The organism is Verrucomicrobiales bacterium (assembly GCA_016793885.1).
Lineage (GTDB): Bacteria > Verrucomicrobiota > Verrucomicrobiia > Limisphaerales > UBA11320 > UBA11320.
In genome coordinates, this window is record JAEUHE010000025.1 from 53,173 (window position 1) to 79,413 (window position 26,241).

Sequence of the window (26,241 nt, forward strand, 5' to 3'; positions counted from 1 at the left end):
ATCAGCCAACAAAAACGGCCAGCCCTCCGCCCTCCCGCGGGACCTCTCCGAAAGGCGTCCCGCCGAGAAGCAAGTCACCATGCCGGCCAAGCGAATTTTTCTGGTCGACGATCATCCCATGATGCGGATGGGCATGGCTCAACTCATCGCCGGTGAGACCGGCCTGGGCGTGTGCGGCCAAGCCGGCTCGGCGAATGAAGCCTTGGCTCAATTGCCTAAGTGCCAGGCGGACCTGGTCATCACCGACCTCACTCTGCCAGGCAAAGGAGGGTTGGAACTGATCAAGGACCTACGCGTGTTTTATCCAGAACTCCCTATCCTGGTTATTTCGATGCACGACGAAATGTTGCATGCCGAACGGGCGCTCCGCGCCGGGGCCCGAGGCTACCTCATGAAGGAGGCAGGCGGTGAAAAAATGATCGTGGCCATCCGCCAGGTACTCGCTGGACAGATTTTCGTCAGCGAACGGATGTCGGCCAAGATCCTGGAGATCTTCTCGGGGAGTCGCACCTCCACCTCGAAGTCAGGAGTAGAATCCCTGACCGATCGCGAGTTCGAAGTCTTTCAGCTACTCGGTGAGGGCAAGAGCACCAAGGAGGTGGCCCGGATTCTTAATCTGAGCAGCAAGACAGTGGATGTGCACCGAGGACACATTAAGGACAAGCTGGAACTAAAGGATGCCACCGCGCTCGTAAGCCACGCAGTGCGTTGGGTAGAATCCCAAAACGCCGGGAAAAATCGATGATCTCCCCCTCCGAAATCGGTCCCATCACCAGTAACCTGTAGCACCATCAGCGCCCCACAGACGGGAGGCCCGGTAAGCTCGCAATTCCCCGACAGGTTTCCAGGTGACCGAACCATCCATGAGTCCGACGTTTCCTCCCTGAGCTCCGACACTGATGGCGGTCTGGTTGTAGGCGTCGTCATTGTCACCGAAGTAGTTATCGTCTTTCACCTCGGGGCCACGAGCGGCGTGCGGGGCGAGAATTCGCTGAAAGCTATAGGCCTGGACATTCAGGTCCGCGACCAGGACCAAGCGCGGATCATCAAAATCGGTTTGTGGAGAAATCCATCGGTTCGTGGTGCCATCGACGGGTTCCCAAGGCGTACCCAAATGCCCCCCCATGTAGTGATAGCCAATCGCCACACCATAGTCATCCTGATCCCGCCATCCCTGCCGCGTTTCCATCCAATTCGCCAAGTTGGGACAATCCAGCGACTTCAGCTGACTGGCATACTCAAGCAGGTTGGTCTTGGCTTCGCTGGAGAGGATGGGCGTGTGGGTGTCCTCCTTATTGGAGTTGTCGGTGCCCCCACGCGGCAGCTTGTTCTCGTGGTCGGTGGCATACAGTTTGACCGCGAGGATGAACTGCCGAGCGTTGTTGATGCAGGACGTCCGCTTGGCCCGCTCTTTCGCTCCCCCCAGAGCGGGAAGCAGAATTGCCGACAGAATCGCGATAATCGCGATGACCACCAACAACTCAATGAGCGTAAACCCCGTTACGCCCTCAGGAGATCGACGAACGATCACGGGCTGCGCTCCACAGCGCGAGCTGAGGGGCGGGGCCCCCTCGAAAACAAACTCCATTTTGTGAGCTGAGGTCATAAGTCGTTGCATCGAGGGGCAGTGGAGCGGAGAAACTACTGAGTCTTCGCCCGAACTTGGAGGAATTGGGCCGGTTGATCGAGCAGAGGGATCTCTACCACCAGCCCCCCATCGCGGGGGATCCAGGGATATGCCTCCAACGTCCATTCGCCAGAAGGGGCCGTCACATCGGGAGAGCTGATAATCTCGAGTTGTTGACCGTGGTCAGCTTCAAGGTTACCCCCTTCAGCCGCGCGCACCTCCAGTTGAAGGCCGGTTCCATCGGTCAACCGTCCGGCGGTCACAGCCAAGGCCGGAAGCGGAGGAAGGGGGGGGGCGACATCGACCGCGATGATCTCGGAATTGGCAGCGCTGTTGCGCGCGTAAATTCGACCGTTGGCCAAAGCGACATGGTTCCAGCATAATCGCGTGAGCACTTTAAGTTTCCCAAGCTGGGAATACGCCGAAGGGTTAGGATCCACCAGCACCAACTCTCCATCCTCGGTGAGCACGATCAACGCGTTCTTCGCCTTGATCACGCTGCCAAACCCGATCCGTGCAGAACCAACCGCCGACTGCGCCCAGCGGTTAGTGCCAGTCACTGGATCAAAGCATGCCAGCTTGGCTTGCGAGGAACTTTGGCTGGGAACCGTATATATAAAGCCCTCGTGGGCAACGGGGGTCGCCCAATGACTGAAGTAATCATTGCCTCTGCGGGGATTGGCACCAGCGACTGGGGTGGCCGTGAAAGCGTTTCCATTCTTACTGACTCGCGCGACCCACGTGCCGGAAGCATAAGCGGCAGAGGCATGAACTAGGTTTCCGGAGACGATAGGAGAGGATGCTGTTGAGGTCGCAGAGGGTGAAAACGGGAGCTGCCACAGCGTGACACCGGTCTCAGGAACCACTGATGTCAGCCCCGACAGAGTGAGGAAAATGACCTGTGGGACGTCGTGAATGACGGCATAGGTTGGAGTTGAGTGGGTAATAATCCCGCCCGCCACTCGCCAAGCAGTACCCCCGTCAGACTTGCGAACCGCCAGCAAACGCTGACTGCCCGCATTGGCGTTGAGCAGAATCAGATCGCCCACGATGAGTGGGGAAGCGGCATTTTGCCATGCAATGACCTGGCTTCCCAACTCAGCCTTAAAGTCTCGGCTCCAGACCTCGGCGCCCGTATCAGCTCGAAGACAGTAGAGCTTCAGATACGAGTTGAGCACGTAGACGAAATTGCCATCGACGGTAGGAGTGGAACGCGGCCCGTCCTCATTTTGCTCACTGTAGCCGGCTAAATCTGTGTACTGGGCCACCCCTACATCCACCCTCCAGATCTCCTCGCCAGTGGCAGCATTGAGCGCCAGGCAAAGCTCGCGATCCACTACATTGCGCGCGCGCTTCGATTGTGTAAAAAGTCGGCCGCCGCCGGTCGTGATCGAGCTAAATCCCTGTCCGATCGGCTTCCGCCAAAGCACCTTGGGCGCAGCCTCCGACCAGTTCGTGCGCACCATCTCAGGCGAGCTTCCATCCCCTTGAGGGCCCGCATATTGAAACCAATCGGCGGCTGGAAGCTGCCCCAAAAAACCCCAAGTCAAAGCCGCTAAAACGCAGCAGCTCCTCAAGGAGGCTAAGGTAGGCGATCGAAAGAAAGAGGTTGGCACATCATGCTTCATAACACAGCAGGCGAGATTTACAAAGACTGTCAACAAATGCCACGGCTGGAGCGCGAAGGCGAGGCTAAAGTGCTCAAAGATGGGACAACCCCAAGTCCGGCCCAGCGGAACCTCCCAGATCGGTCTGGCGTCCGCAGGTGCCGCGCAGGCCACACCCATGAGGTGTGAGTCAACTCAGGGGCTGTCACCGGAACTGGGCTCAACTCCTTGGACCCGCCTGCCGATATCCCAGAAGTGGACAGTTTTGTGTCCTGAAACGATTTGACTATGGCATGAAAAAAGACGATCTATTTAGGACACATACCACCCCTACCATGAATACGTACAAACCCCTGTGGCTGCGCCTCAGCACGCAGTACTTAGCCCTTCTGTTAACCCTACTCACCGGTTGGAAATCGCAGGCCCGCGTGCTTGACGATTTCAACGACAACACCAAAACCGCCTGGACAGATTTCACGTTTGTACCCGGATTCGGACTTCCGAGTGAGGCCGACGGCAAGTTCCGCTTCGAGCAGCCCGGGGCTGGCCGAGCCATCTTTAGCGCCAGTCAGAAGACCTCCGAAACATTCGAACTCAAGGAGGGCCGGACAGTTGAGTTCCGAGTCGATCTCGTGGAAGGAGGAGCCAAGGACTCCTTCGCGATCTTGGCGTTTCTCCCGACTTCCATCGGAGGACAACCCAATAGCCCCGGCACACTGGCCGGCTATGGGCTCGCCAAGTCAACCACGGATGTGCTGATCACCAAGGGGATCAACAAGTACTTCGTCGCCGATGATGGTCCGGCAGCCAACCTCAAGAACAACAACATCACACTGGTACTCACGCTCACCGTCAAAGAAGGCAGCGTCTACATCCGAGCACGCGCCCTGGACAAGGAAGACAACGACAACGTGATCTGGGAGAAGGAAGTCATCGACACCCCCGGCGCCGACACCTTGATTGGTGGAGCGGACGATCCCGCGGCTCCCTTCATCAACATCACCGGCTATTTCACGCTCTACCTGTATCAGGATTTCGCAGCCAATGCCGTGGAGAATCCCTACCAGGCGACGTATGACAACGCTCAGGTGTTTATCACCGAAACCAGTGTTCTGGATAGCTTCGACGACAATACGAAAACCAGCTGGACGGACTTCACCTTCGTGCCCGGGTTTGGTCTGCCCGTCGAGACCGAGGGGCAGTTCCGCTTCGAGCAACCTCCCGCTGGCCGCGCGATTTTCAGCGCCAGCCAAAAGACTTCGCGCTTGTTTGAGCTGAAGGACGGCGAACGGTTGGAGTTCAAGGTGGATGTCATCGAAGGAGGCGCCAAAGATTCGTTTGCAATCCTCGCGTTCATCCCCAACACAGTGGGGGGACAGCCCAATACCCCCGGCACCCTGGCAGGCTACGGACTCGCTAAGTCCACCACCGACGTGCTCATCACTAAAGGGATCAACAAATACTTCATCGCCGACGCTGGCCCCGCCGCTAACCTGAAGAACAACAACATCACCCTCCGTCTGCACTTGGAAGGGATCAACGGAAGTGTGGTCATCACCGCCCAGGTGCTCGATAAGGAGGATAACAATGCCGTGATTTGGGAGAAGATCGTCACCGATACCCCCGGCGCGGACACTCTGATCGGTGGTTCCGATGATCCGGCGGCGCCCTTCTTGACCAGTGGTTACTTCACGCTCTACCTGTATCAGGATTTCGCGGCCAACGCGCCGGAGAATCCCTACAAGATTTACTACGACAACGCCGTGGCTTCCGCGCCGCCCATCGTTGGAAACACGGCGCCTACCATCTCCGAAGAGATCCCCGCCAATCTCTCCAACTTTCTCCCGGCCGCCACGGACATCTCGTTCAAAACGACCGACGATCAGGCGATCGCGGCAAACTCAATCAGCATTAACTTGAACGGGGTCGCCTACACCACGGCGAACGGCCTCGCCGTGACTGGTGCCGATCAGGCTCGCACGGCCACCCTCACCGGGAAACTGCTCCCGAACAAGAACTACACGGCAGTCCTGAGTGTTACCGACTCCGCCAACGTGACCACCACCAAGACCCTCTACTTCGACACCTTCGGATCGGATGCGATTATCGTGGAAGCGGAGGATTATAACTTTGGCGGTGCCTACTTCGATGCACCCGTGATCATTCCCGAAGGCTCGGGTCCCCAAGATCAAGCCTACGGCGGGCAAACCGGCGTTGAAGGGACCGACTTTCACGAGACGCGCACGACACCCAATGGGACAGATACCAAGTACCGCTCAGCGGATCCGATTCGCATGCAACGCTCCCTCGATATCGTGCGCTCCAAATTCGCGGAGGCGGGCGGCGCCGAGTCCGGAGTCTACGACTACGATGTCGGTGATATCGTTAGTGGGGAATGGCTGAATTACACCCGGAGCTTCCCTTCGGGCGCTTACGAGGTCTATGTCCGCCAAGCTCTGGTGAACATGGCTACCGGAGAGAGCGTGCTGGAGCAGGTGCTCACCGACCCGACCCAACCCGATCAAACGGTGAGGAGTCTGGGCTCGTTCCTAGGATTACGCACGGGGTTCGAATTCCGAAACTTCGCACTCACCGATGGCAGTGGCCAAAACAAGCTGCGCCTCAACCTGAACGGACCCACCACTCTGCGCGTGCGTCAGGTCACCACCGACGCCGCGGATGGCGCCCGATATCAGAACTATTACGTGTTTGTGCGGGTCGGCGACCTCGAGGTTCAGAGGGCCATTGTCACCTCCCTCAGCCCAACGCCGGACTCAACCACCGACACCCTGATTCCAAACATCCGAGTGGAAATCCAGAACCGCGATACGACTGTCAAAGTCGATACGCTCAAACTGGAGGTCAACGGTCTGACAGTCACGCCTCAGATCACATCGGACGCGGCGGGCGCGGTAGTCACCTACACGATGCCGACGCTCCCCAACTCCGAGACCGTAAACTCAGCCACGATCTCCTTTAAGGACAGTCAGGACGTAACGGTGAATTCCACCTGGCAGTTCACCTTCCGCTACCCTTCGCTCGATCCAGCCAACCGCGTCACGGGAACGCCCGGCGAGCGGGGATTCCGCATTCATGTGGTGCAGGCCCCCACCGGATCCGCTCTTGCTAACAGCATCCTGCGGGCAGAGGATCAGATCAAAGCCAACTCCACCATTCCGCGCGTGGTGGATGTGACCGACGTCGCCACGGTGATCAACTTCAACAAGAAATCGCCGACTTCTGCAGGCGACTTTCAAGACGATCTACCCGTCCCGGGCATCCCCTTCACCGACCCGGAAACCGGAGCCAGCAACGGGTTGGATGACTTTGCCTTGGAGGCCGTTGGCTACCTGAAGCTGAGCAAGGGCGTTTACCGATTCGGCTTCCGCACCGACGACGGCTTCAAGCTCACTTCGGGTAAAACTGTAAGCGACATCCTTACTCCACCGCTCGCTTTCGAGCCTGATGGGGTCGCCAACAAGACCGTAGACTTCCTGGTCAAAGAAGATGGGATCTATCCCTTCCGGTTCCTATGGTATGAGCGCGGGGGCGACGGTTACGCCGAACTCACCTCGATCAATATCGACAGCGGCGAACGCCTGCTCATCAACGATCTCAGCTCGGAATCAGCGATTGTTGCCTATCAGGAAATCATCACCTCGACATTGCAACTTCAGTCTTCAGCCACGGTGACAGGACTCTTCGCTGAAGAACCGACGGCAGTCGTCGATGCCACTGCGAAGACCGTAACGATCACGGCACCCGTTGCCTCACGATTCTTCCGCCTCGTGGGCTCCTCGGCCGTGAGCATCAAGAACATCAAGGTCGAGGCCGGCAAGGTCGTGTTGACCTACGAATAACGCAGACCACCGCGTTGGTTTCACTGGAGCCGGATCACTTAAGTGATCCGGCTCTTTTTTCAGAGAAATAAGCCAGCTGTGCCGAAAAGCTGCCGAAGCCCAGAACCCCTAGGGTTCAAAGAGATTAGCCGGGGTGTGGAGCACAGCGACACCCCCGGTGGGTCGGCCCCCTATCCAACAGCACCCTGAAAGGCGTGCCACCCGTCGGCCAATGGACTGACGAACTGATTAGGTTCCTGGAGTCGGCATTCTTGAAGGTAAGGATGAGAGCCCTCTGCCGCTTTACCTAAAAAGGAGAATGGAGCGGTATCGAGATGTGCAACAGCTTGGATGGGAGACGCTCACGCAACCCGCATCTCCACCACATCAACGATCTGTTCGCCGGCGGTGATGGAGCTGATGATCACGACCTGATCCCCCTTGCGCAGCAAGCCATGGGTAACCATGTAATCCAAGCCATCCTCAATATTCTCCTCCGGACGGTCATGGTTAAAGGGCATGACCAGCGGGTTAAGTCCCCAGATGAGGGCGAGGGACTGGGCGACCTTGGGATTCTCGCAAAACGCGTAGGCTTTTCCGTAGAAAGGTCGGAACGATGCGGCGTGACGGGCCATATTGCCCCGAACTGTGAAGACAACGATGGCGGCTGCCTGGAGATCCTCCGCCAGTGAAATGGCGCTCTTCACCAGCTTTTGACGAGGGGTGGAAAGCTCGCCCCGCGCGCTGGGGTTCGGTGCGCCGCTTCGCTCAATCCGACGGGTAATGCGATCAAACACTTCGACACATTTAACCGGATACTTTCCAACCGTGGTCTCTCCGGAAAGCATAATGGCATCAGCTTGCTCAAAGACCGCGTTGGCAACGTCGGAAATTTCCGCCCGGGTGGGCATCGGATTCTCGATCATGCTCTCCAGCATGTGCGTGGCTACGATAACCGGCTTACCCACCTTCAAGCAGGTCTTGACGATGCGACGCTGGATCAGGGGCAGATCCTCATAAGGGCACTCGATTCCCAGATCCCCGCGAGCCACCATCACTCCATCAGCGGTGCTGACGATGGCATCCAGATTCGCAACCGCTTGCTGGTCCTCGATCTTGGCGATAATCAGAGGTCGGTGCGCCGAGCGTTCCGTGACCGCTCTGAGCTGCTGAATATCCCGGGCTTCCCGGACAAAAGAGAGCGCGATGTAGTCCACCTCGACTTCCAAGCCCACCTGCACATCCGCCAAGTCCTTGGCGGTCAGAGCAGGAAGGCTCACCCGCACGCCCGGAAGATTGATGTGGCGTCGACTGCCCAGTTTACCCGGAGTCAACACCTCGCACTCCACCTTATTGGCATACTTGGCCAGGACTTTCATGTGAATCTCCCCGTTGTCGAGCAGCACGACATCGCCAACATTGATATCGTTGACAAACTCCTCGTAGTTCACATCCACCGAATGCATCTCCTCGCTCTTCTCTCCCCGAACCGTAAGCGTGAATTTCTGGCCTGGCTGCAGATCCAGCGAGGCGGGCAAGTCCCCGGTCCGGATCGCAGGTCCCTGGGTGTCGAGCAGGATGGCCAAGGGGCGTTGCCGCGCCGCGGCGGCCGCTCTCAGGTCCTTGACAACACGCCTCACCCAATCGTGCGGGGCATGAGACATGTTCAATCGGGCCACGTCCATGCCAGCATCCAACATCCGCCCCAACAACTCGGGAGAATCGGTGGCGGGGCCCAGGGTGGCTACAATTTTGGTTTTGCGCATAAAGTAATCAGTGATGCCCGGGGGATCGCTCGCCCTGCACAGGGCCACGGTTCCCAGCAAGACGTTTGGCCATTCGGATGGCCGACCACATGCTATGGGGGTCCGCCACACCTTGACCGGCAATATCGAAGGCTGTGCCGTGATCGGGGGAGGTGCGGATGAACGGCAATCCCAAAGTCCAATTCACACCGCTCTCGAACGCCACCATCTTCAAGGGTGCCAGGCCCTGATCGTGATACATCGCCACCACAGCGTCGAACTCACCGCGGTAGGCCCGATAGAACAAAGTATCGGCCGGGATCGGTCCCTCAATCCGGCTCTGAGCACTCAACAGCCGGGCTCGGGCGATCGCCGGGGCGATGGTGGTTTGCTCCTCGATCCCAATCTTGCCGCCTTCACCGGCATGCGGGTTTAGACCACAGACTCCGATGCGCGACTGGGGCAGCCCCAAATCCCGACAAGCATCGACGGACCTGCCGATCGCTCTCTCCACCGCCGCTGAGGTCAGTCGGGACGCCACCTCCGCCAACGGAATATGAATGGTTGCCAACGCTACCCTCAGCCAGCGTCCGCGATCGTCGGCGCCCAACAGCATCATGATCGGATCAGGCACGCCGGCGAGGCCAGCTAGGAACTCGGTTTGCCCAACAAAATCGGGGTAGCCAGCCTCCATGATCGTTTCCTTGCAAACGGGAGCGGTCACCAGAGCCTGAGAACCGCCACGCAGGCAGTCCTGCGCCCCATTCTCTAGCCAGAGCATCGCTGCTCGGGCGGAGCGGACTCCACGCTGGGGAAGGGCTCGAACCGGCAGTGACTCGAGCTCGCGGGCTGATACCACCCTCAGACGCCCATCGGTGGCGTCGGATCCGGACGACAAAGGCAGGCCAAGTCCGAGGGTCTGGTTGAGTTGAACCAACTGGGATAGATCGCCCTGAAGCCGGTAGCTACAGTCATCCGCTGGGAACTCCAGGCTCAACGCCTTTAGAGTCACCTCGGGACCGACACCGCTAGGATCGCCGCAAGCAAGGGTGATGACCATGTCAGTGAGCTAGAACGCCTCTCCCCCGCCCCAACAAACCGAGCCCACGCCACACCAGACCTGGTCAGAGGTAGACAATGAAAGACTTCTTGCGGAGGCGTTTGAGCCAACGTTCCTGGAGACGACTACGTTCTTGGAGCACCAAAGTCTTCTCAATTTCATCCCGAACCTCGTCCAGAGGTCGAACATGGGCGACTTTGCGATCTTCGACTTGGAGGATGTAGAAGCCATCCGGCGTCTCGATCAGGGAGGAGGCGGTCTTGAGAGGCAGCTTCGACGCAGGCTCACGGAATTCTTCGCGCAGAGTGGAAGTCTCCAACATTTCCTTCCGATCGCCCCCCTCGCGGGCGAAGGAATCCTCCGAATAGGTGATCGCCAACTCCGCAAAGGGAGTCCCTGACCTCAACTTGGCAAGCAGTTCCTCTCCGAGCTTTTTCTTAGAGGCATTGTCGTCGCCACCGGGTTTGTTCAACGTGATGATGCGCAAACGAACCCCTTCGCCCACCATGAATTCATTTTGGTTCGTCTGATAAAAATTCTCAATCTTGCGAGGTGAAATGAGGATCTTCTCGTTGGAGAGATTCCTTCGCCGCATGAAGTCCGCAATGATCGTCTCTTTGACATCCTCCCGGAAATCCTCCGAGGTCTGACCCTTGGCCTGAAGCTCACGGGTCAAGCTGACGCGGTCGCCAAAACGATCGCGGATGCGATTCTTGATTTCGTCCTCAATGTAGCGATCCGGGATCAGACCTCCGCTCGCTTTGAACTCATCGATGATCAGACGGTGATCGATTAGCCCCTCCAGAACCTCAGATCGAAGCTGGCCCAGCTTTTTCTCCAGCTCCTGCGGCTGATTGCGATACTGGCGCATGAGCGGTGGGAGAGAGGGCATCATCTGCTCCTGCACCTGCTGATAGGTGATGATCGATTGATTCACCCAAGCCATAACACCGTTCGCCAAATTGGTGCGGCCCTGAGCCATGGCAGCCACGCCGGACACGTGAATCCCAAGCAAGAGGAAACAGATCGTTCTCATTCCTAACACGCCCGCAATCTAATGAGGTCCGAAGACCCCGGTCAAGCAGCGAGAATCAGGCGGATTCTGTTCGCTTCCGGGTATGGACGTGGGTGCAGTGCCCAAAAAAGGCCTCGGCCGCCTCCATGAGCGATTCGGACAACGTCGGATGAGGATGAACCATCTCCGCCAGATCCTTAACGGTCGCTCCCATCTCCACCAGGGCCACTCCCTCGGCAATCATGTCGCCCGCGTGCTGGCCCGTGATGCCGACGCCCAATATGCGCTCGGTCAAGGGGTCGATGATGATCTTGGTCAGACCCTCGGTGGCATCGCAGGTCAATGCGCGGCCAGAAGCGGCCCACGGGAACTTCGCGACCTCGATCGCCCGGCCCTGGGCCTTGGCCTCGGCCTCGGTCAGCCCACACCAGGCAATTTCAGGATGCGTAAACACCACCGCCGGAATGGTGATCTTCGCCGCCCGGCTGGGTTCCCCCGCCAACGACTCGACCGCAATGCGGGCCTCTTTCGAAGCCTTGTGCGCCAGAAGCACACCGCCCGCGATATCTCCGATCGCATACAAATGCGGATCGGCGGTCTGCATGTTGCCATCCACCTTGATGAACCCTCGTTCGTCGCGCTCCACCTTGGTGTTCTCCAGCCCCAGGTCCGCCGCATTGGGCTGACGTCCCACCGAGACCAAAACACGATCGTAAAGCTCTTCCACCGTCTTCCCGTCACGCTCGGTGACGACCTTGATCTGCTTGCCTCCGGTCGCCATGCTGGCGACCTTGGTCTTGAGCCGGATCTCCCGAAAATGCTGTTCCGCGTAGCGCTGCACCGGACGAACGAGATCGGCGTCGGCTCCGGCCAGGATAGAATCCATGGCTTCCACCACCGTGACCTTACTGCCGAGCGAGCAATAGACGGTGCCGAGTTCCATCCCGATGTAACCTCCCCCGATCACCAGCAGGTTCTCCGGTACATCTGGGAGGTCCAAGGCCTCGGTCGAAGTCATAACTCTGGGATTTCCCAGGTCGAAGGCCTTCGGGAGGGCCGGCTTGGAACCCACCGCGATGATGGCTTTCTCGAAATTGACGAAGGTCTGGCCGTCCGCAGTCTCCACCCGAAGGCTGGTGCTGCTCTCAAAATGCGCGCGACCTTGAATCACCTGAACGCCACGCTTCTGAGCAAGGCCGCTGATGCCTTGACTCAACTTGGCCAGCACGGACTCCTTCCAGGCGCGCAACTTGTCCAACTGGACCTTGGCTGGGCCGAACTCAATGCCCCGCGCCGATGACGCCTTCGCGTCGTCGATCATCTTCGTCGCATGGAGCAGCGCTTTGGAAGGAATGCAGCCGCGATTGAGACAGACGCCCCCGAGACGCTGGTCCTGCTCGATCAGCAAGACCTTCTTCCCGAGATCAGCGGCATAAAAGGCGGCGGCGTAGCCTCCGGGACCGGCTCCAACAACAACGATTTCCGAATTAATGGGATCCATAGCAGAAAATCCAGTTCAACACCAAAATCGGTTCCAACAGGTTACAGCTTCACGTCAGCTTCGGAGAAATTCTCGATTGAGCTGACCAAATCAGCGATGAAACGGGCCGCGCTGCCGCCATCGATCAATCGGTGATCATAGGACAACGCCAGAGGCAACATCGTGCGGGCCACGATTTGCTTCTCGCGCACCACCGGTTTCAGCAGGCCCTTACCTAGCCCCAAAATAGCTACCTCCGGCCGATTCACAATCGGAGTAAAATGGGCCCCTCCGATACCCCCCTGATTGGAAATGGTAAAGGAGCCGCCCTTGAGTTCCTCCATGCTGGTCTTGCGGTCGCGGGCCTTGTCGGCCAGGGACTGCAAATCGAGGGAAAGCTGCAGGATGGACTTCTTGTGAGCATCTCGGATCACCGGGACAATCAACCCCGCCTCAGTATCCACGGCAATGCCAAGATGGATGTATTCCTTGATCACGCACTCCTCGGCCTGATCATCGATACTCGAGTTGAAAATCGGATGCTTTTGCAGGGTCGCGACCACGGCTTTCAAAACCAGCCCTGTCACCGTGAGCCGGGCACCCTTGGCTTCATAGGCGGCCAGGTGCTTCTTGCGAAGCTCGAGCAAGCCGCTGATATCAGCATCCTCAAATTGAGTGACATGCGGGATATTATTCCAGCTCTCCAACATCCGCTGGCTAATGACCTTCCGCAGGGAGCTCAACGGCTTCCTGACCACCGGTCCAAACTGGGAGAAATCGATCGAAGGAGCCGCCGGGGCAGCCACGGCGCGTCCCACGGGTCCCGACGCCTTGGGTCTCGAGGCTAAACGATGCAGTCGGGCGATGTAGGCCCGAACATCTTCGAAAACAATGCGGCCGCCGCGCTCGCTCCCGGTGACCCGACGCAGCGGGATTCCCAGCAGCCGAGCCATGCGGCGAAGCTCCGGCGACGCCGGAACCGGCTGACCATCCGCCGTCTCATCCCATCCACCCGATTGCACATCAGCGTCGGCAACCTCGTCTTCACCCTCGTCCTCAGACACCTCAGGTTCAACGACCTTGGCCGCTGAAGGTTTCTTTTTGGGCGAGGCTTTTGGGCTGGCTGCAGCGGGGGCAGCGGCGGGTTCAGCGCCCCCGCCAGCACCTTCCAGGGAAATCAATATCGCGCCCGCGGAGATCTTGTCGCCTTCCTTAACACGAACGGAGGTGACCTTGCCCGCCGCCGGGGCGGGGATCGGGGCAACCGCTTTGCCGCTCTCCAGTTCAATCACGGTCTGACCCTTTTGGATCGAATCCCCTTCTTTAACCTGAACGCTCACGACGACGCCGGAATCGGCGCCCTCACCAAGATTGGGCAGTCTGACATCCATAAATGAATGATATACGCAAAAACGGTTCTGGAGGTTGGTTATGGGCGATCCGACAACCGAAGCTCACCAGAGAACTTTGTGGTCGAACCCGTTGTTCCGACCTTGAAGGCGCAAATGATTAGGAGAATGGAGCGGGGTTTGCAATGGGCATTTTTAGGAGGAAGCAAAAAAGGGCCGGCTTTCGCCGGCCCTTTGATGAGAGGTTCCTTCCCGAACCCAGCTGTCTTAGTATTCCATGCCGCCGCCGCCGCCGCCATGGTGAGGATCGGCCTTGGGAGCCTTATCCTTCTCAGGGACTTCGGTGATGAGGCATTCGGTGGTGAGGAGCAGACCGGCGATGGACGCCGAGTTCTGCAGAGCGTTGCGGGTCACCTTCTTAGGATCAACCACACCCGCTTTCACCAAGTCTTCATAGTCGCCGGTAGCCACGTTGTAGCCATCGTTGCCCTTGAGGCGCTTCACTTCCTGGACCACGAGCGAGCCTTCGACGCCAGCGTTGGCCGCCAGAGCGCGGAGCGGATACTCGATCGCCCGCTTCACAATTTCCACGCCGATGGCTTCATCTTCGTCCTTCAGATTCAAGGCATTGATGGCCGGGAGGCAGCGGAGCAGAGCCACGCCACCGCCAGGAACGATGCCTTCTTCGACGGCAGCGCGAGTGGCATGCAGGGCGTCCTCGACACGAGCTTTCTTTTCCTTCATCTCGGTCTCGGTGGCAGCACCGACGTTGATGACGGCCACGCCGCCAGCCAACTTCGCCAGTCGCTCCTGGAGCTTCTCGCGGTCGTAGTCCGAGGTGGTCTCTTCGATCTGACGGCGGATCTGATTAACCCGGCCCTGGATCTCAGAGGCCTTGCCATGACCTTCGACAATGGTGGTGTTTTCCTTGTCGACAACAATGCTCTTCGCACGGCCGAGGTCTTCGATTCCGAGGCTCTCGAGCTTGATGCCGAGATCTTCGGTGATGCAGCGTCCACCCGTGAGGATCGCGATGTCTTCGAGCATGGCCTTGCGGCGGTCACCGAAGCCGGGCGCCTTCACAGCGCAGATGTTCAACACGCCGCGGAGCTTGTTCACCACGAGGGTGGCCAACGCTTCGCCTTCGACTTCTTCAGCGATGACGAGCAGCGGCTTGCCGACCTTGGCGATCTTCTCGAGCAAGGGGAGCAGATCCTTAAGATTGCTGACCTTCTTCTCGTAAATCAGGATGTAGGCGTCATCCAACTTGGTTTCCATCGTCTCCGCGTTGGTGACGAAGTAGGGAGAGAGATAGCCCTTGTCGAATTGCATACCTTCGACGACGTCGAGAGTGGTCTCGATCGACTTAGCTTCTTCGACCGTGATGGTGCCGTCCTTGCCGACCTTGTCCATCGCGTCAGCAATGATGTTGCCGATCGTGGTATCCCAGTTGGCCGAGACCGTGGCGACCTGCTTGATCTCTTCCTTGTCCTTGACCTTCTTGGCGATCTTGGCGAGGTGTTCTACCGCGGCGTCAACGGCCTTTTGGATGCCGCGCTGAATGCCGATCGGGTTCGCACCAGAGGTGACATGCTTCAAACCTTCGCGGAAAATCGCTTCGCCGAGCACGGTGGCGGTAGTGGTGCCATCACCAGCCGCGTCGCTGGTCTTGCTGGCCACTTCGCGAACCATCTGGGCGCCCATGTTCTCATAAGCGTCTTCCAGTTCGATTTCCTTCGCAACAGTGACACCGTCCTTGGTCACGGTCGGGGATCCAAATTTCTTGTCCAGAACGACATTGCGGCCTTTGGGTCCAAGGGTCGCACTGACGGCCCGAGCGAGTTTGGAAACGCCCTTGGCCAACGCCTGGCGTGCTGCTTCGTCAAAAATAAGTTGTTTTGCTGCCATAAAATTCTAGTTCTCTTTTAAGGGGTTTTGAGGGTGTCGTTCGTTATGCGATCACAGCCAGCACGTCGTCGGTGCTGAGAATCTTGTACTCACGGCCATCCAACTTGATCTCAGTGCCGCCATACTTGCTGACCAAGATACGATCGCCTACTTTAACTTCGAACGGGATCTTCTTTCCGCTGTCGTCCAGCTTACCGGTACCAAGGGCGCGCACAACGCTCTCCATCGGCTTCTCTTTTGCGGTATCAGGGATGATGATGCCGCCCTTTTTGACTTCTTTGTCCTCTACCGCTTCCACCAGGATGCGGTCGCCGAGAGGCTTAACATTAAGTGCCATAGTTATTCTCGTTTCGTATTTCGTGTTGGTTTGTCGGATAGTAGACTCTCCGAGACACCCGTCTCCGGAAAGCGCTCATCCGGCAGCGCTGGTTCCCCGTTCCTCGAATGGAGAACCGTCGATGCCGGACAAAATCGTTTTACTTTTTCTCGTCGACGACTTCCGCGTCGATAATCGGGCCGTCGCCTTGACCCTTGGCTTTGTCGCCAGAAGATGTTTCGCCCGAGGGACCGGCCGATGATGCATTCGGCTGACCTCCGGGAGCAGCGCCCGTCGCCTTGTAGAGTTCGGCGGAAGCGGCTTGCCAAACTTCATTCAACTTCTCGACGGCAGCCTTGATCGCCGCCGTGTCGGTGCCTTTCAAAGCCTCTTTGACATCCGCCACCGATTTCTCGATTTTCGCCTTCTCATTCCCCGGCAGTTTGTCACCAGCTTCCTTAAGGGTCTTCTCGGTACGATAAATGACGTTGTCAGCTTCGTTCCTAGCCTCAGCCGCTTCGCGAATGTTGCGATCATCATCCGCATGCGCCTCCGCATCCTTGCGCATCCGCTCCACCTCATCCTTCGAAAGGCCGCTGTTGGCAGTAATGGTGATCTTCTGCTCCTTGCCGGTGCCCAGGTCCTTAGCGCTGACGTTCAGGATGCCATTGGCATCAATGTCAAAGGTGACTTCGATCTGCGGGACTCCTCGAGGGGCCGGAGGGATGTCTGTTAATTGGAACTTACCAATCGGCTTGTTGTCTCGGGCCATCTGCCGGTCACCCTGGAGCACATGAATCTCGACGCCCGGCTGGTTGTCCGAAGCCGTGGAGAAGATCTCAGACTTGCGGGTGGGAATGGTCGTATTGCGCTCGATCAATCGCGTGAAAACGCCGCCCAGAGTTTCAATGCCCAGGGAAAGAGGCGTCACGTCGAGCAGCAGCACGTCCTTGACCTCGCCCTTCAGCACTCCCGCTTGAATCGCGGCGCCTACAGCGACCACTTCATCCGGATTCACGCCTTGATGCGGGGTCTTGTTCACCAAACCACGGGCAGTCTCCACCACCCGAGGCATGCGGGTCATGCCACCCACCAAGACCAATTCATCAATCTTGTCGGCAGCGATGCCGGCGTCACGAAGGCAGTTGCGGGTCGGGGTCACGGTTCGCTCGAACAACGAATCGCAAAGCTGCTCCATCTTGGCGCGCGTCAGCTTCGAACTGATGTGCTTCGGGCCGCTGGCGTCCGCGGTCACGAACGGCAGATTGATCTCATACTGCTGCGAACTCGAGAGGGCGATCTTGGCCTTCTCGGCCTCTTCCTTAATTCGCTGCAATGCGTCCGGTTGCTTGCGAAGGTCAATTCCTTGATCCTTCTTGAACTCGCTCAGGATCCAATCCATCAGCTGGTTGTCCCAGTCATCACCCCCCAAGTGAGTGTCGCCGTTCGTAGCCTTAACCTCAAAAACCCCATCGCCGATCTCCAGGACGGAAATATCAAAGGTGCCACCACCCAGGTCGTAAACAGCGATCTTCTCGTCCTTCTTCTTGTCCAACCCGTAGGCCAGCGAGGCAGCCGTAGGCTCGTTGATAATACGGAGCACCTCCAAGCCGGCGATCTTGCCAGCATCTTTAGTAGCCTGCCGCTGCGAATCATTGAAATAGGCCGGAACCGTGATCACCGCCTGGGTGATCGTCTCACCCAAACGCATCTCGGCATCAGCGCGAAGTTTCGCCAGAACCATGGCCGAGATTTCGGGAGGGCTGTACGTCTTGGTCTGCCCGTCCACCTCCACCTCAACGTGCGCATCCCCGTTGGAGGCACGCACCACCTTGTAAGGCACGCGCTTGATCTCTTCCTGAACCTCATCGAACTTTCGGCCCATGAAGCGCTTGATGGAATAAACCGTATTGCGGGGGTTCGTCACCGCCTGACGCTTCGCCGCATCCCCTACCAGCCGCTCGCCATTTTTAGCGAAGGCGACCACCGAAGGGGTGGTTCGTTTTCCTTCCGAATTCTCCAATACCAAGGGCTCGCCACCCTCCATGACAGCCATGCAAGAATTCGTGGTCCCGAGATCGATGCCTAAAACTTTAGCCATAAAATTTTGCGTCAAAAGTGACAAAACAAGACACAGCAATGCCAGTGCCAGGCACTCATTAGATCGCAAGTATCTAATTCACAACACTTTGAAATATTCTAACTAAAGCTCAAGTGTGACAACCCACACCTCAAAGTGTCACCTTGTCGCAGTTTGCGGGCTCCAATGGCACAGTGTGATCCTGGTCAAGCGGCATCCTGGAGAGGGGGGTAGGTTCGTTGGCCAGGTTTCCAATCCTTCCCGGATGGCAGGAGCGTCAGCCCGTTCCAGCGGCTCAGAAGAAAGCGACGATTTCAGCCTTGAGGGGGAGCCATTGCCGAGGGCGGGCCGAGGCGTAAGTAAGCCATCGCCTCAAACTACAGGTATCTTCTGCTTGCCAATCCTCTGTCCAGGACTAGATTAGCCGGCTCAACTGTCGGTCACTTTATGATGACTCATTGTCTAGGCGCGCTCATGGCATTTGGAATGCCTCCCGCAAACGGGGGGGTTAGAGATCCAAAGGCGGAACTTCTTAACACCCTGGTGCCTTTCGGCATCATGGCGGTCCTCTTCTACTTTGCCCTGATCCGACCGCAGAGACTGAGGGCTAAGGAACTGGAGCAACGGGTCAGCAGCCTGAAGCCCGGGGACAAGGTCCTCACCAACGGAGGCATTCTGGGAACGATTGTCACCATTCGAGAGAAAACCATCTCCATCCGTTCGGAGGATACGAAGTTCGAGGTTCTCAAGTCCGCCGTATCCGAAGTCACCGAACGCAAAAGCGAAACCGCCGATACTAAATCCTGACCCTCCATCCGTCCATGACTCGCAATCATTTTTGGAAATTCCTGTTCGTTCTTTTTGTGTTGGGATGGTCCTTTTACGAGGTCTACCCGCCGACCGGTAAGAACATCATCACTCACTTCGACGAGCGAGCCCGCAATCGCGATGCCGCCCTGACGAACATACTGACCCGGGCTCGCGAACTGGAGAAAATCAATCCAGCGCGCACCTATGGCAATCTGTTCGATGCGGTAGCCACCAATGATATCAGCCGATATTTTGGCTTCAACGTGGCTGGGCAGAAGAATCCCAACAGCTATGTGCTCAACCGGCTCCAGCGAGAAGCAGCCGGCAAGATCAAGCTGGGGTTGGATCTGCAAGGCGGCACCTCATTCCTGATTGGGATGAACACCAACGACCTTTCCACCAATCAGGTTCGCGAACAAGTGCTGTCCCAGGCAGTCGAAGTGCTCCGCCGTCGGGTAGACAAGTTCGGCGTGGCTGAGCCCCAGATCCAGCCGTCCGGCGAGGACCGAATTCTGATCCAGCTGCCCGGGCTCTCCGAAGACGACCGGCTCAGCGCTCGCCGCCAGATCGAGAAGTCGGCGTTCCTGGAATTTCGAATCGTTCATGAGAACAGCGATCAATTGCTCGCTCAGGGACTAGGCGCCCCCGGATACGAAAAGCTCGGCACCTCCCACCGGGCCGAGGACGGTTCCAAAATGATCAGCTACCACTTGGTCAAGAAGCAGGCCGAGGAGGGGTTGACCGGCGCTTATGTCAAGAGTGCCGGCGTCTACCGCGATCCCGTCACGTCCCAGCCTCAAATTCATTTCGAGTTCAACTCCGAGGGCGCAGAGAAGTTTGGAAGGATTACCCGGAAATACAGCCCGCAAGGTGGACGCTACTACCAGCTGGCCATCGTGCTGGACGGCGAGCTGTCTTCAGCCCCTCGCATCATGGGGCCGATCGAAGGCGGACGCGGCCAGATCACCGGTGACTTCGAGCTGAAGGAAGCGATCGAACTCGCGAACACCCTCGAGAATCCCTTGGAAGCGAAGGTAACCCTGCTGGAAGAGAAAGCCGTCGACCCCAGTTTGGGACAAGCCACCATTGACAGCGGTGTCCGCTCCGCCATCTGGGGCACCATCGCTGTGGCCGCGTTCATGTTGGTCTACTATCTGAAAGCCGGTGTCGTAGCCAACGTGGCCCTGATTGTTAACATCATCATCCTGTTAGGGGTCATGTGCTCGGTCGGAACCGTTCTGACCCTGCCCGGCATCGCCGGCATCGTGTTGACCATCGGCATGGCGGTCGACGCTAACGTGCTGATCTACGAGCGTATTCGGGAGGAATCGGCCAAGGGCAAGTCGCTCAAGGGAGCCATCGCTGCCGGTTATGACCGGGCCTTCAGCACCATCTTCGATTCTAACCTCACTACCCTGATCGCTTCCGTGCTCCTGATCTACTTGGGCTCCGGTCCCATCAAGGGCTTCGGCGTGACCCTGACGATCGGTATCTGCGTCAGCATGTTCACCGCGTTGGTTGTCACACGATTGATTTTCGACTTCCTCGTCGCCAAGAACGTGATCAAGTCCCTGCCCATGCTTCAGATCATCCGCGGGTCGAAGATCGAGTTCATGAAGTTCGCCAAAATTGCATTCACCATCTCCTGGGCCATCATCCTGGGTGGCCTGATCTTCGGAGAGAAGCGCATGGGCATCGATTTCGCGGGCGGCGACAGCGTGGTGCTCCAATTCAGCCAGCGCGTGCCGCAAGAGGACGTGCAGAAGGCACTCGAAGCCAAAGGCATCAAGGATCCCCGGGCTCAATACCAGGGAGAACTCGGCGCCAAGGAGTCGGCCGCCACACTGCGAATCACTTCCCCGCTCAACACGGGCGAGGCCGTGACGGCAGCGCTCAAGACCAGCTTCCCTGACGCCAAGTTTACCCAGGTTGCCATGGAGCAGGTCGGGCCTACCGTGGGCGATGAAATCCTCAAGACCGGCCTACTCGCCGTCTTCGCCTCACTGTTCTTGATCCTGGTCTACGTGGCCTTCCGCTACGAAGTCTCGTTCGCCGTGGCCGCGGTGGTCGCGGTGATGCACGATGTGCTCATGACGACTGGCATCTACTGCTTGGCGGGCCGCGAGTTCAACAGCACATTCATCGCCGCAGTCCTCACGATTATCGGTTTCTCGATCAACGACACCATCGTCATCTTCGATCGAATCCGCGAAGACCTGAAACTGGGCGTTCGTGGGAGCTTCACCCAGCTCATCAATCAAGCGCTGAACGAAACCCTCAGCCGAACCATCATCACCTCCGGCACCGTGTTCATCGCGACGATCGTGCTCTATCTGTTCGGGGGCGGTGCGATCAACGACTTCGCCTTCACATTCCTGGTCGGTATCATCACCGGAACCTACTCCAGCATCTACATCGCCAGCGCCATCGTGCTCTGGTGGCATAAGGGTCAGCGCCCCCCAACCACAACTGTTCAGGTGGTGCCGCAGGAGTCTGAGGCTGCCAAGGCCTGATGTCCCTGCTGGCGGATGCTTGCTGAGTTTGTCATTACGTCGTGGCACTGGGCCACCTTCCTCGCCTGCATCCTCTTTTTGCTGGCGCTCGACCTGGGCGTGTTTCACCGAGCCGCCCGGGTCGTGCAGTTCAAGGAGGCCCTGGGCTGGACCGGAGCTTGGTTCTGCCTGGCGATGGGCTTCGCGGCCCTGATCGCCACCCTGATGACCAAGGAGAAGGCCTTGCTCTTCGCCACCGGCTACATCGTCGAACTGTCCCTCTCCATGGACAATGTCTTCGTGATCGCCGTCATTTTCCGATACTTCCAGGTTCCCATCCAATACCAGCATCGCGTGCTCTTCTGGGGCATCCTGGGCGCCCTGGCCATGCGAGGCGTGATGATTTGGCTCGGGGCTGCCATGGTGGAACGCTTTGAGTGGACTCTCTATATTCTGGGAGCCTTCCTCATCTTCACCGGGCTCAAAATGATCTTCAGCAGCGACGAAGGAGTTCACCCGGAAAAGAACCCGGTGATTCGACTCGCACGGCGGTGGTTCCCAGTCGCCGATCAATTTGACGGACAGAAATTCTTCACTCAGGTCCGAGGCAGCCGGGCGCTAACCCCGCTGGCCATCGTTCTGATCATGGTGGAGACCACTGACCTGATCTTCGCCCTGGACAGCCTGCCGGCCATCTTCGGCATCACCCAGGACGCCTTCATCATTTTCACATCGAATGTGTTCGCCATCCTGGGCCTCCGCTCGCTGTATTTCGCGCTGGCGGAAGCGATTCAATACTTCACCCACCTGAAGGTCGGCCTGTCGGCCGTGCTGGTGTTTATCGGAATCAAGATGGTCGGCAAACACTGGTTCGAGATCCCCACGCTGTGGTCTCTAATCATCGTGGCGGGAATCATCCTCTCCTCCATCCTGGTCTCCTTGATTGTGGCAGCCCGCCCCAAGCGCGACCACTGATCCCGACGCCCCCCACACCCATCCATCGCGATCCTGCTATCTGGCTCGCGGGTGAGCGCGCTCGTAGGCCTTTTTCAAACGATCAGTGGTCACATGAGTGTAGACCTGCGTGGTCGCTAGATGCGCGTGCCCCAACAACTCCTGCACGCTGCGGAGATCGGCCCCGTGATCCAACAAGTGGGTCGCGTAGCTGTGTCGAAGCTTATGCGGCGTGAGCCTCGGATCGAGTCCAACGGCCTGCAGGTGCCGCTTCAAACGCAGCTGGATCATCCGCGCTGAGATGGGAGCACTGCGATCGGGGTGAGCCAGAAAAGTGGCCGGCTGCTGCGCAGCCGCAGCGGGAAGCCGATCCCGATAGCCCCGGATGGCAGCCAAGGCCGCCTTGCCGATCGGCAGCAGTCTTTCCTTGCGCCCTTTGCCACGAACTCGAATTACCTGCTCCCCCCAGTCAATGTCCTCCATGCGTAAACCCGCAAGTTCGCTCACTCGCAGCCCGCAGGAGTAAATCGTTTCCAGAATGGCGGTGTCGCGGAGAAAGTCGGTCTCGCGAGTTCGGCCGTCGGCCTTCTCTCGAATCGCCTCCCAAGCCTTGGCTGGGGCATGTAGCAGGTCGAGCATCTGCTGAACCGTGAGGAAACGTGGCAGCCGTTTGGGGGACTTGGGTAGCTGCACCAGCCTCACGGGAGAAGAGTCAAGCAACCCTCGACGCACCATGAACCGGTAGAACCCACGCAGTGCGGAGAACCGCAGCCGAATGGCAGCCTGCCCCAGTCCGCGGCGTCCCAACGCCCGCAGATAGGCCCGAAAATCGTCTCGCTTCAGCTCAAGCCAAGCCGGATATCCAGACCGCTCCTGACGACTCCATCCCGCAAAGTCAGCCAACGCCTGCCGATAGTTTCGTTGGGTGTATTCCGACGCGCCTCGGTCGGCGGCAAGATGCTGGAGAAAAGCCAAAACACGGCCGTCAGTGAGGGACTCGGTATCCTGCGGAAGCTCAGACGGAGGAGCATCTCCCTCCCCCCAGCTGCCAAGGTCGGTGAACTCTCCACAACACCCAAACACCGCCTATTCCTCCCTTTCGGGGAACTCAAAGCCAACCTTGGTCTTCCCCTGAAGCACCAGAAATGCCGCGAATGGTCGACCCGTTTTAGTTGAGATAAACTTGGGAAGCAGATCCGTCTTCTGTTCGGTCAAAAGCTTGCTGAGCTGGGCCGGTTCCACGGGCTGTTCCAGAATCACCTTACCCACTTTGAATTTGCAGGGTTTAACCTCCGCCTGACTCTTTTCACAGAGGTACGTCTCAGGCCCTTCGAAGACCTGGCCTCCGCAAGCGGGACACTTGCCCAGCGAGGTCTTGCCGGTGAAGTCCAGCTTCGGAGCGGGTGCTTGCGCCTCACCCGATTTGGACGGCCCTTTCTTGCCCGCCTTACTCTCCCGAGGAGGGAACTCAAAGCTGACCTTCTTATCCTTGCCAATGGCCATGAAGGCCTTGAAGGGACGATTGTTCTTCTTGGAAATAAAATTTGTGAGCAGGTCGGTCTTGCCCGTGGCCAAGAGTTTGGTCATCTGAGCTCGATCGATCGGCTGCTGAAGAATAATCATCGCAGCCCGGAAGTCACAGGTCTTGGCCGGCCCGACGGATTTCTCGCACACATAGTTCATGACGTGCTCGAAAACCCGCCCGCCGCACTTCGGACAGGACCCCAACGACTCCTTGCCGGTAAAGTCAACCTCGGCAACCCCACCCTCCGCGTCAGCCCGATCCTGGCCAAAATCAAACTCCGGCTTGAGCTCGGCGCTGAGTCGAATCATCCCCGCAAACGGGCGCCCCAGCTTGCTCCGAAAGCCTTGCAAGGGGCCTACTACTTTCTTGGAGATAAGCTCCTCGACCTCCGAGACCTCGAACTGACGACCGGAGACGGTCTTCCACAGCGAGAAATCGCAGGAAGTGTTCGTGCACTGGAACTTCTTATAGTTTTCTTTGATCACCGAGCCGCACTTCGGACACGGTGTCTTCAGCGTCGCAAAATCCCCTGGGACCGTGTCGCTCTCATACTTCTTGGCTTTGAAGACAATATACCGAGTCATCTCGGCAATCTTCTCCATGAAATCGGCGCGCTTGAGCTGCCCTCGCTGGATCTCGCGAAGCTGATGCTCCCAATCCCCCGTCAATTCAGGCGAGCAAAGCTCATCCACCTTCAATCCCCGGAGAAGAGTGATCAAGGAAAAGGCCTTGGGAGAGGGGACCAGCTCCTTGCCCTGCCGATGCAGATACTGCTCGCTGATCAACCCTTCGATCACCGAGGCGCGCGTGGCCGGAGTCCCCAAACCTTTTTCCGCCATCGCTTCCCGCAACTCCTCATCCTCAACCAACTTGCCGGCGTTCTCCATCGCCGAAAGCAAGGTCGCTTCGCTGAACCGAGCCGGGGGCTTGGTTTGATGGGCCACCACGTCCAGCTGCCGCGTGTCGACCCGCTCGCCCGCCACCACCGGCATCAGGGTCGGAGTATCGTCTTCCGTTGCTTCGCGACCGTAAATTGCCAGCCAGCCTGGATTGACCAATACCTTGCCCTCGCTCTTGAAGGGCTCCCCTTGCACCCGTGTGATGCGGGTCGTGATGAGAAATTCAGCAGCGGGATAGAAAACCGCCAAAAAGCGCTTGGTAACCAGCTCGTAGATCTTTTGCTCTGGCTCGCTCAAGTTCTTCGGCGTCTGCAGCGTGGGAATGATGGCGAAATGGTCCGAGATCTTGGCGTTGTTGAAGATGCGCTTGTTGGGCTTAACCCAGTCCTGCTGCAAGATCTTGGCCGCAAAGGGGCCATAGGGCGTATCCTGCAAGACCCCCAGGGTTTCCCGAACCGTGGGCAGGTAATCTTCAGGCAGCGCTCGAGAATCAGTTCTCGGGTAGGTCAACACCTTGTGCTTTTCGTAGAGTGCCTGAGCAATGCCCAGGGTGTTCTTCGCAGAGAAACCAAACTTGCTGTTGGCTTCACGCTGGAGGGTGGTCAGATCGAACAGAGCCGGGGAAATCTGCGTCGTCGGCTTGCTCTCCTCGGTAACAATGCCCGGCTGCCCTAAACACTTAAGGCGAATCGCCTCCGCTTTGTTCTTATCCCACAGTCGCTCCGAACGCAGCTCGCTGGTCTCGTTTTCCTTGGTCTTTTCCCGAACAAAAGCCTCGTCAAACCACCGGCCGACATACTCCCCCGCCGCCGCACCAAAGGTCGCGTGAAGCTCCCAGTAGTCCTTGGAGATAAACTTCTTAATCTTCTCCTCACGCTCCACCACGATCGTAAGAGTCGGGGTCTGAACCCGCCCGACGGTGGTGAGGTAAAAGCCCCCGCTCTTGGAGTTAAACGCGGTCATTGCCCGCGTACCGTTAATTCCCACCAACCAGTCCGCCTCGGATCGGCATACCGCAGCGTCGGCGAGCGGCACCATCTCCCCGTCAGATCGTAGCCGGCCAAACCCGTCGCGAATCGCCGCGGGAGTCATGGATTGAAGCCACAATCGCTGAATCGGTTGCTTGGCCCCCGTGTACTGGATGATGTAACGGAAGATTAACTCACCCTCCCGGCCGGCGTCGCAAGCGTTGATCAAGGCATCGATGTCCTTGCGCTTGATAAGCTTAGCCAGAACTTTTAACCGAGATTCGCTCCGCTCAATGGGACGGAGCGAGAAGCGCGGCGGGATGAATGGCAAGTTGGCGAAGCTCCATTTGCCTTTCTTGACCTCGGAGCCTTCCGGAGGACAAAGCTCCAACAGGTGGCCGACTGCTGATGAGAGGACGTATTGGTCACTCTCAAAGTAGTCAGACTCCTTCTTGAAGCCCCCGATGGCCTTCGCGATGTCGGCAGCCACGGAGGGTTTTTCTGCAATGATAAGAGCTTTGCCCATGACAAACGCCGGACTTTTAGGCGGTTAAAGTCAATCTGGCA

At 58.1% G+C, this 26,241-nt stretch carries 17 protein-coding genes; 5 read left to right on the top strand and 12 right to left on the bottom strand.

The window, feature by feature from the left end; translation table 11 throughout:
- Window positions 1-79 precede the first annotated feature (79 nt).
- Complete coding sequence (locus JNN07_03370; GenBank protein MBL9166755.1) at window positions 80-745, top strand: response regulator transcription factor; 666 nt, start codon at window positions 80-82, stop codon at window positions 743-745.
- Between the two features lie 24 nt (window positions 746-769).
- Here the strand turns inward: JNN07_03370 and JNN07_03375 are convergent, their stop codons facing one another.
- Window positions 770-1,588, bottom strand: coding sequence for a prepilin-type N-terminal cleavage/methylation domain-containing protein (locus tag JNN07_03375; GenBank protein MBL9166756.1), 819 nt, complete (start codon window positions 1,586-1,588; stop codon window positions 770-772).
- Window positions 1,589-1,641: 53 nt separating this feature from the next.
- Complete coding sequence (locus JNN07_03380; GenBank protein MBL9166757.1) at window positions 1,642-3,177, bottom strand: PQQ-like beta-propeller repeat protein; 1,536 nt, start codon at window positions 3,175-3,177, stop codon at window positions 1,642-1,644.
- Window positions 3,178-3,569: 392 nt separating this feature from the next.
- Here JNN07_03380 and JNN07_03385 point away from each other — a divergent pair, with 392 nt between their 5' ends.
- Window positions 3,570-7,094 (top strand): hypothetical protein, encoded by a 3,525-nt coding sequence (locus JNN07_03385; GenBank protein ID MBL9166758.1) that lies wholly within the window; start codon window positions 3,570-3,572, stop codon window positions 7,092-7,094.
- 341 nt (window positions 7,095-7,435) lie between these two features.
- Here JNN07_03385 and pyk read toward each other — a convergent pair whose 3' ends face one another.
- The 8 genes from pyk to dnaK all read right to left on the bottom strand — a co-directional run bounded on the left by pyk (window position 7,436) and on the right by dnaK (window position 18,047).
- Window positions 7,436-8,839, bottom strand: a complete 1,404-nt coding sequence (pyk, locus tag JNN07_03390) for a pyruvate kinase (GenBank protein MBL9166759.1) — start codon at window positions 8,837-8,839, stop codon at window positions 7,436-7,438.
- A gap of 7 nt (window positions 8,840-8,846) precedes the next feature.
- Window positions 8,847-9,878 (bottom strand): 4-hydroxythreonine-4-phosphate dehydrogenase PdxA, encoded by a 1,032-nt coding sequence (pdxA, locus tag JNN07_03395; GenBank protein ID MBL9166760.1) that lies wholly within the window; start codon window positions 9,876-9,878, stop codon window positions 8,847-8,849.
- A gap of 64 nt (window positions 9,879-9,942) precedes the next feature.
- Complete coding sequence (locus JNN07_03400) at window positions 9,943-10,914, bottom strand: peptidyl-prolyl cis-trans isomerase (protein ID MBL9166761.1); 972 nt, start codon at window positions 10,912-10,914, stop codon at window positions 9,943-9,945.
- A gap of 55 nt (window positions 10,915-10,969) precedes the next feature.
- Window positions 10,970-12,394, bottom strand: a complete 1,425-nt coding sequence (lpdA, locus tag JNN07_03405) for a dihydrolipoyl dehydrogenase (GenBank protein ID MBL9166762.1) — start codon at window positions 12,392-12,394, stop codon at window positions 10,970-10,972.
- Between the two features lie 41 nt (window positions 12,395-12,435).
- A complete protein-coding gene (locus JNN07_03410; GenBank protein ID MBL9166763.1) occupies window positions 12,436-13,764 on the bottom strand; it encodes a 2-oxo acid dehydrogenase subunit E2 in 1,329 nt (442 codons plus the stop codon).
- A 225-nt stretch (window positions 13,765-13,989) separates the two neighbouring features.
- Window positions 13,990-15,630 (bottom strand): chaperonin GroEL, encoded by a 1,641-nt coding sequence (gene groL, locus JNN07_03415; protein MBL9166764.1) that lies wholly within the window; start codon window positions 15,628-15,630, stop codon window positions 13,990-13,992.
- A 43-nt stretch (window positions 15,631-15,673) separates the two neighbouring features.
- Window positions 15,674-15,967: a co-chaperone GroES gene (locus JNN07_03420; GenBank protein ID MBL9166765.1), complete on the bottom strand. Its 294-nt coding sequence runs from the start codon at window positions 15,965-15,967 to the stop codon at window positions 15,674-15,676.
- 139 nt (window positions 15,968-16,106) lie between these two features.
- Window positions 16,107-18,047, bottom strand: a complete 1,941-nt coding sequence (dnaK, locus tag JNN07_03425) for a molecular chaperone DnaK (GenBank protein MBL9166766.1) — start codon at window positions 18,045-18,047, stop codon at window positions 16,107-16,109.
- A gap of 426 nt (window positions 18,048-18,473) precedes the next feature.
- Between dnaK and yajC the strand changes: the two genes are divergently transcribed.
- From yajC to JNN07_03440, 3 genes are read left to right on the top strand one after another with little or no spacing between them, the layout of a single operon-like run.
- On the top strand, window positions 18,474-18,833 hold the full coding sequence (gene yajC / locus JNN07_03430; GenBank protein ID MBL9166767.1) for a preprotein translocase subunit YajC: 360 nt from the start codon (window positions 18,474-18,476) through the stop codon (window positions 18,831-18,833).
- Between the two features lie 14 nt (window positions 18,834-18,847).
- Window positions 18,848-21,349 (top strand): protein translocase subunit SecD, encoded by a 2,502-nt coding sequence (gene secD, locus JNN07_03435; protein ID MBL9166768.1) that lies wholly within the window; start codon window positions 18,848-18,850, stop codon window positions 21,347-21,349.
- Window positions 21,350-21,364: 15 nt separating this feature from the next.
- Window positions 21,365-22,303: a TerC family protein gene (locus tag JNN07_03440; protein MBL9166769.1), complete on the top strand. Its 939-nt coding sequence runs from the start codon at window positions 21,365-21,367 to the stop codon at window positions 22,301-22,303.
- Between the two features lie 36 nt (window positions 22,304-22,339).
- Here JNN07_03440 and JNN07_03445 read toward each other — a convergent pair whose 3' ends face one another.
- The gene (locus JNN07_03445; GenBank protein ID MBL9166770.1) at window positions 22,340-23,257 is read right to left on the bottom strand and encodes a tyrosine recombinase; all 918 of its coding nucleotides are present in this window, start codon (window positions 23,255-23,257) and stop codon (window positions 22,340-22,342) included.
- A 111-nt stretch (window positions 23,258-23,368) separates the two neighbouring features.
- Window positions 23,369-26,200 (bottom strand): DNA topoisomerase III, encoded by a 2,832-nt coding sequence (locus tag JNN07_03450; protein MBL9166771.1) that lies wholly within the window; start codon window positions 26,198-26,200, stop codon window positions 23,369-23,371.
- Window positions 26,201-26,241: the final 41 nt, after the last annotated feature.

Excerpts from the sequence above, each read along its gene's own strand:
- JNN07_03370 (MBL9166755.1), top strand. The coding sequence starts at position 80 with ATGCCGGCCAAGCGAATTTTTCTGGTCGACGATCATCCCATGATGCGG.
- JNN07_03375 (MBL9166756.1), bottom strand. The coding sequence starts at position 1,588 with ATGGAGTTTGTTTTCGAGGGGGCCCCGCCCCTCAGCTCGCGCTGTGGA.
- JNN07_03385 (MBL9166758.1), top strand. The coding sequence starts at position 3,570 with ATGAATACGTACAAACCCCTGTGGCTGCGCCTCAGCACGCAGTACTTA.
- pyk (MBL9166759.1), bottom strand. The coding sequence starts at position 8,839 with ATGCGCAAAACCAAAATTGTAGCCACCCTGGGCCCCGCCACCGATTCT.
- pdxA (MBL9166760.1), bottom strand. The coding sequence starts at position 9,878 with ATGGTCATCACCCTTGCTTGCGGCGATCCTAGCGGTGTCGGTCCCGAG.
- JNN07_03400 (MBL9166761.1), bottom strand. The coding sequence starts at position 10,914 with ATGAGAACGATCTGTTTCCTCTTGCTTGGGATTCACGTGTCCGGCGTG.
- lpdA (MBL9166762.1), bottom strand. The coding sequence starts at position 12,394 with ATGGATCCCATTAATTCGGAAATCGTTGTTGTTGGAGCCGGTCCCGGA.
- JNN07_03410 (MBL9166763.1), bottom strand. The coding sequence starts at position 13,764 with ATGGATGTCAGACTGCCCAATCTTGGTGAGGGCGCCGATTCCGGCGTC.
- groL (MBL9166764.1), bottom strand. The coding sequence starts at position 15,630 with ATGGCAGCAAAACAACTTATTTTTGACGAAGCAGCACGCCAGGCGTTG.
- JNN07_03420 (MBL9166765.1), bottom strand. The coding sequence starts at position 15,967 with ATGGCACTTAATGTTAAGCCTCTCGGCGACCGCATCCTGGTGGAAGCG.
- dnaK (MBL9166766.1), bottom strand. The coding sequence starts at position 18,047 with ATGGCTAAAGTTTTAGGCATCGATCTCGGGACCACGAATTCTTGCATG.
- yajC (MBL9166767.1), top strand. The coding sequence starts at position 18,474 with ATGATGACTCATTGTCTAGGCGCGCTCATGGCATTTGGAATGCCTCCC.
- secD (MBL9166768.1), top strand. The coding sequence starts at position 18,848 with ATGACTCGCAATCATTTTTGGAAATTCCTGTTCGTTCTTTTTGTGTTG.
- JNN07_03440 (MBL9166769.1), top strand. The coding sequence starts at position 21,365 with ATGCTTGCTGAGTTTGTCATTACGTCGTGGCACTGGGCCACCTTCCTC.
- JNN07_03450 (MBL9166771.1), bottom strand. The coding sequence starts at position 26,200 with ATGGGCAAAGCTCTTATCATTGCAGAAAAACCCTCCGTGGCTGCCGAC.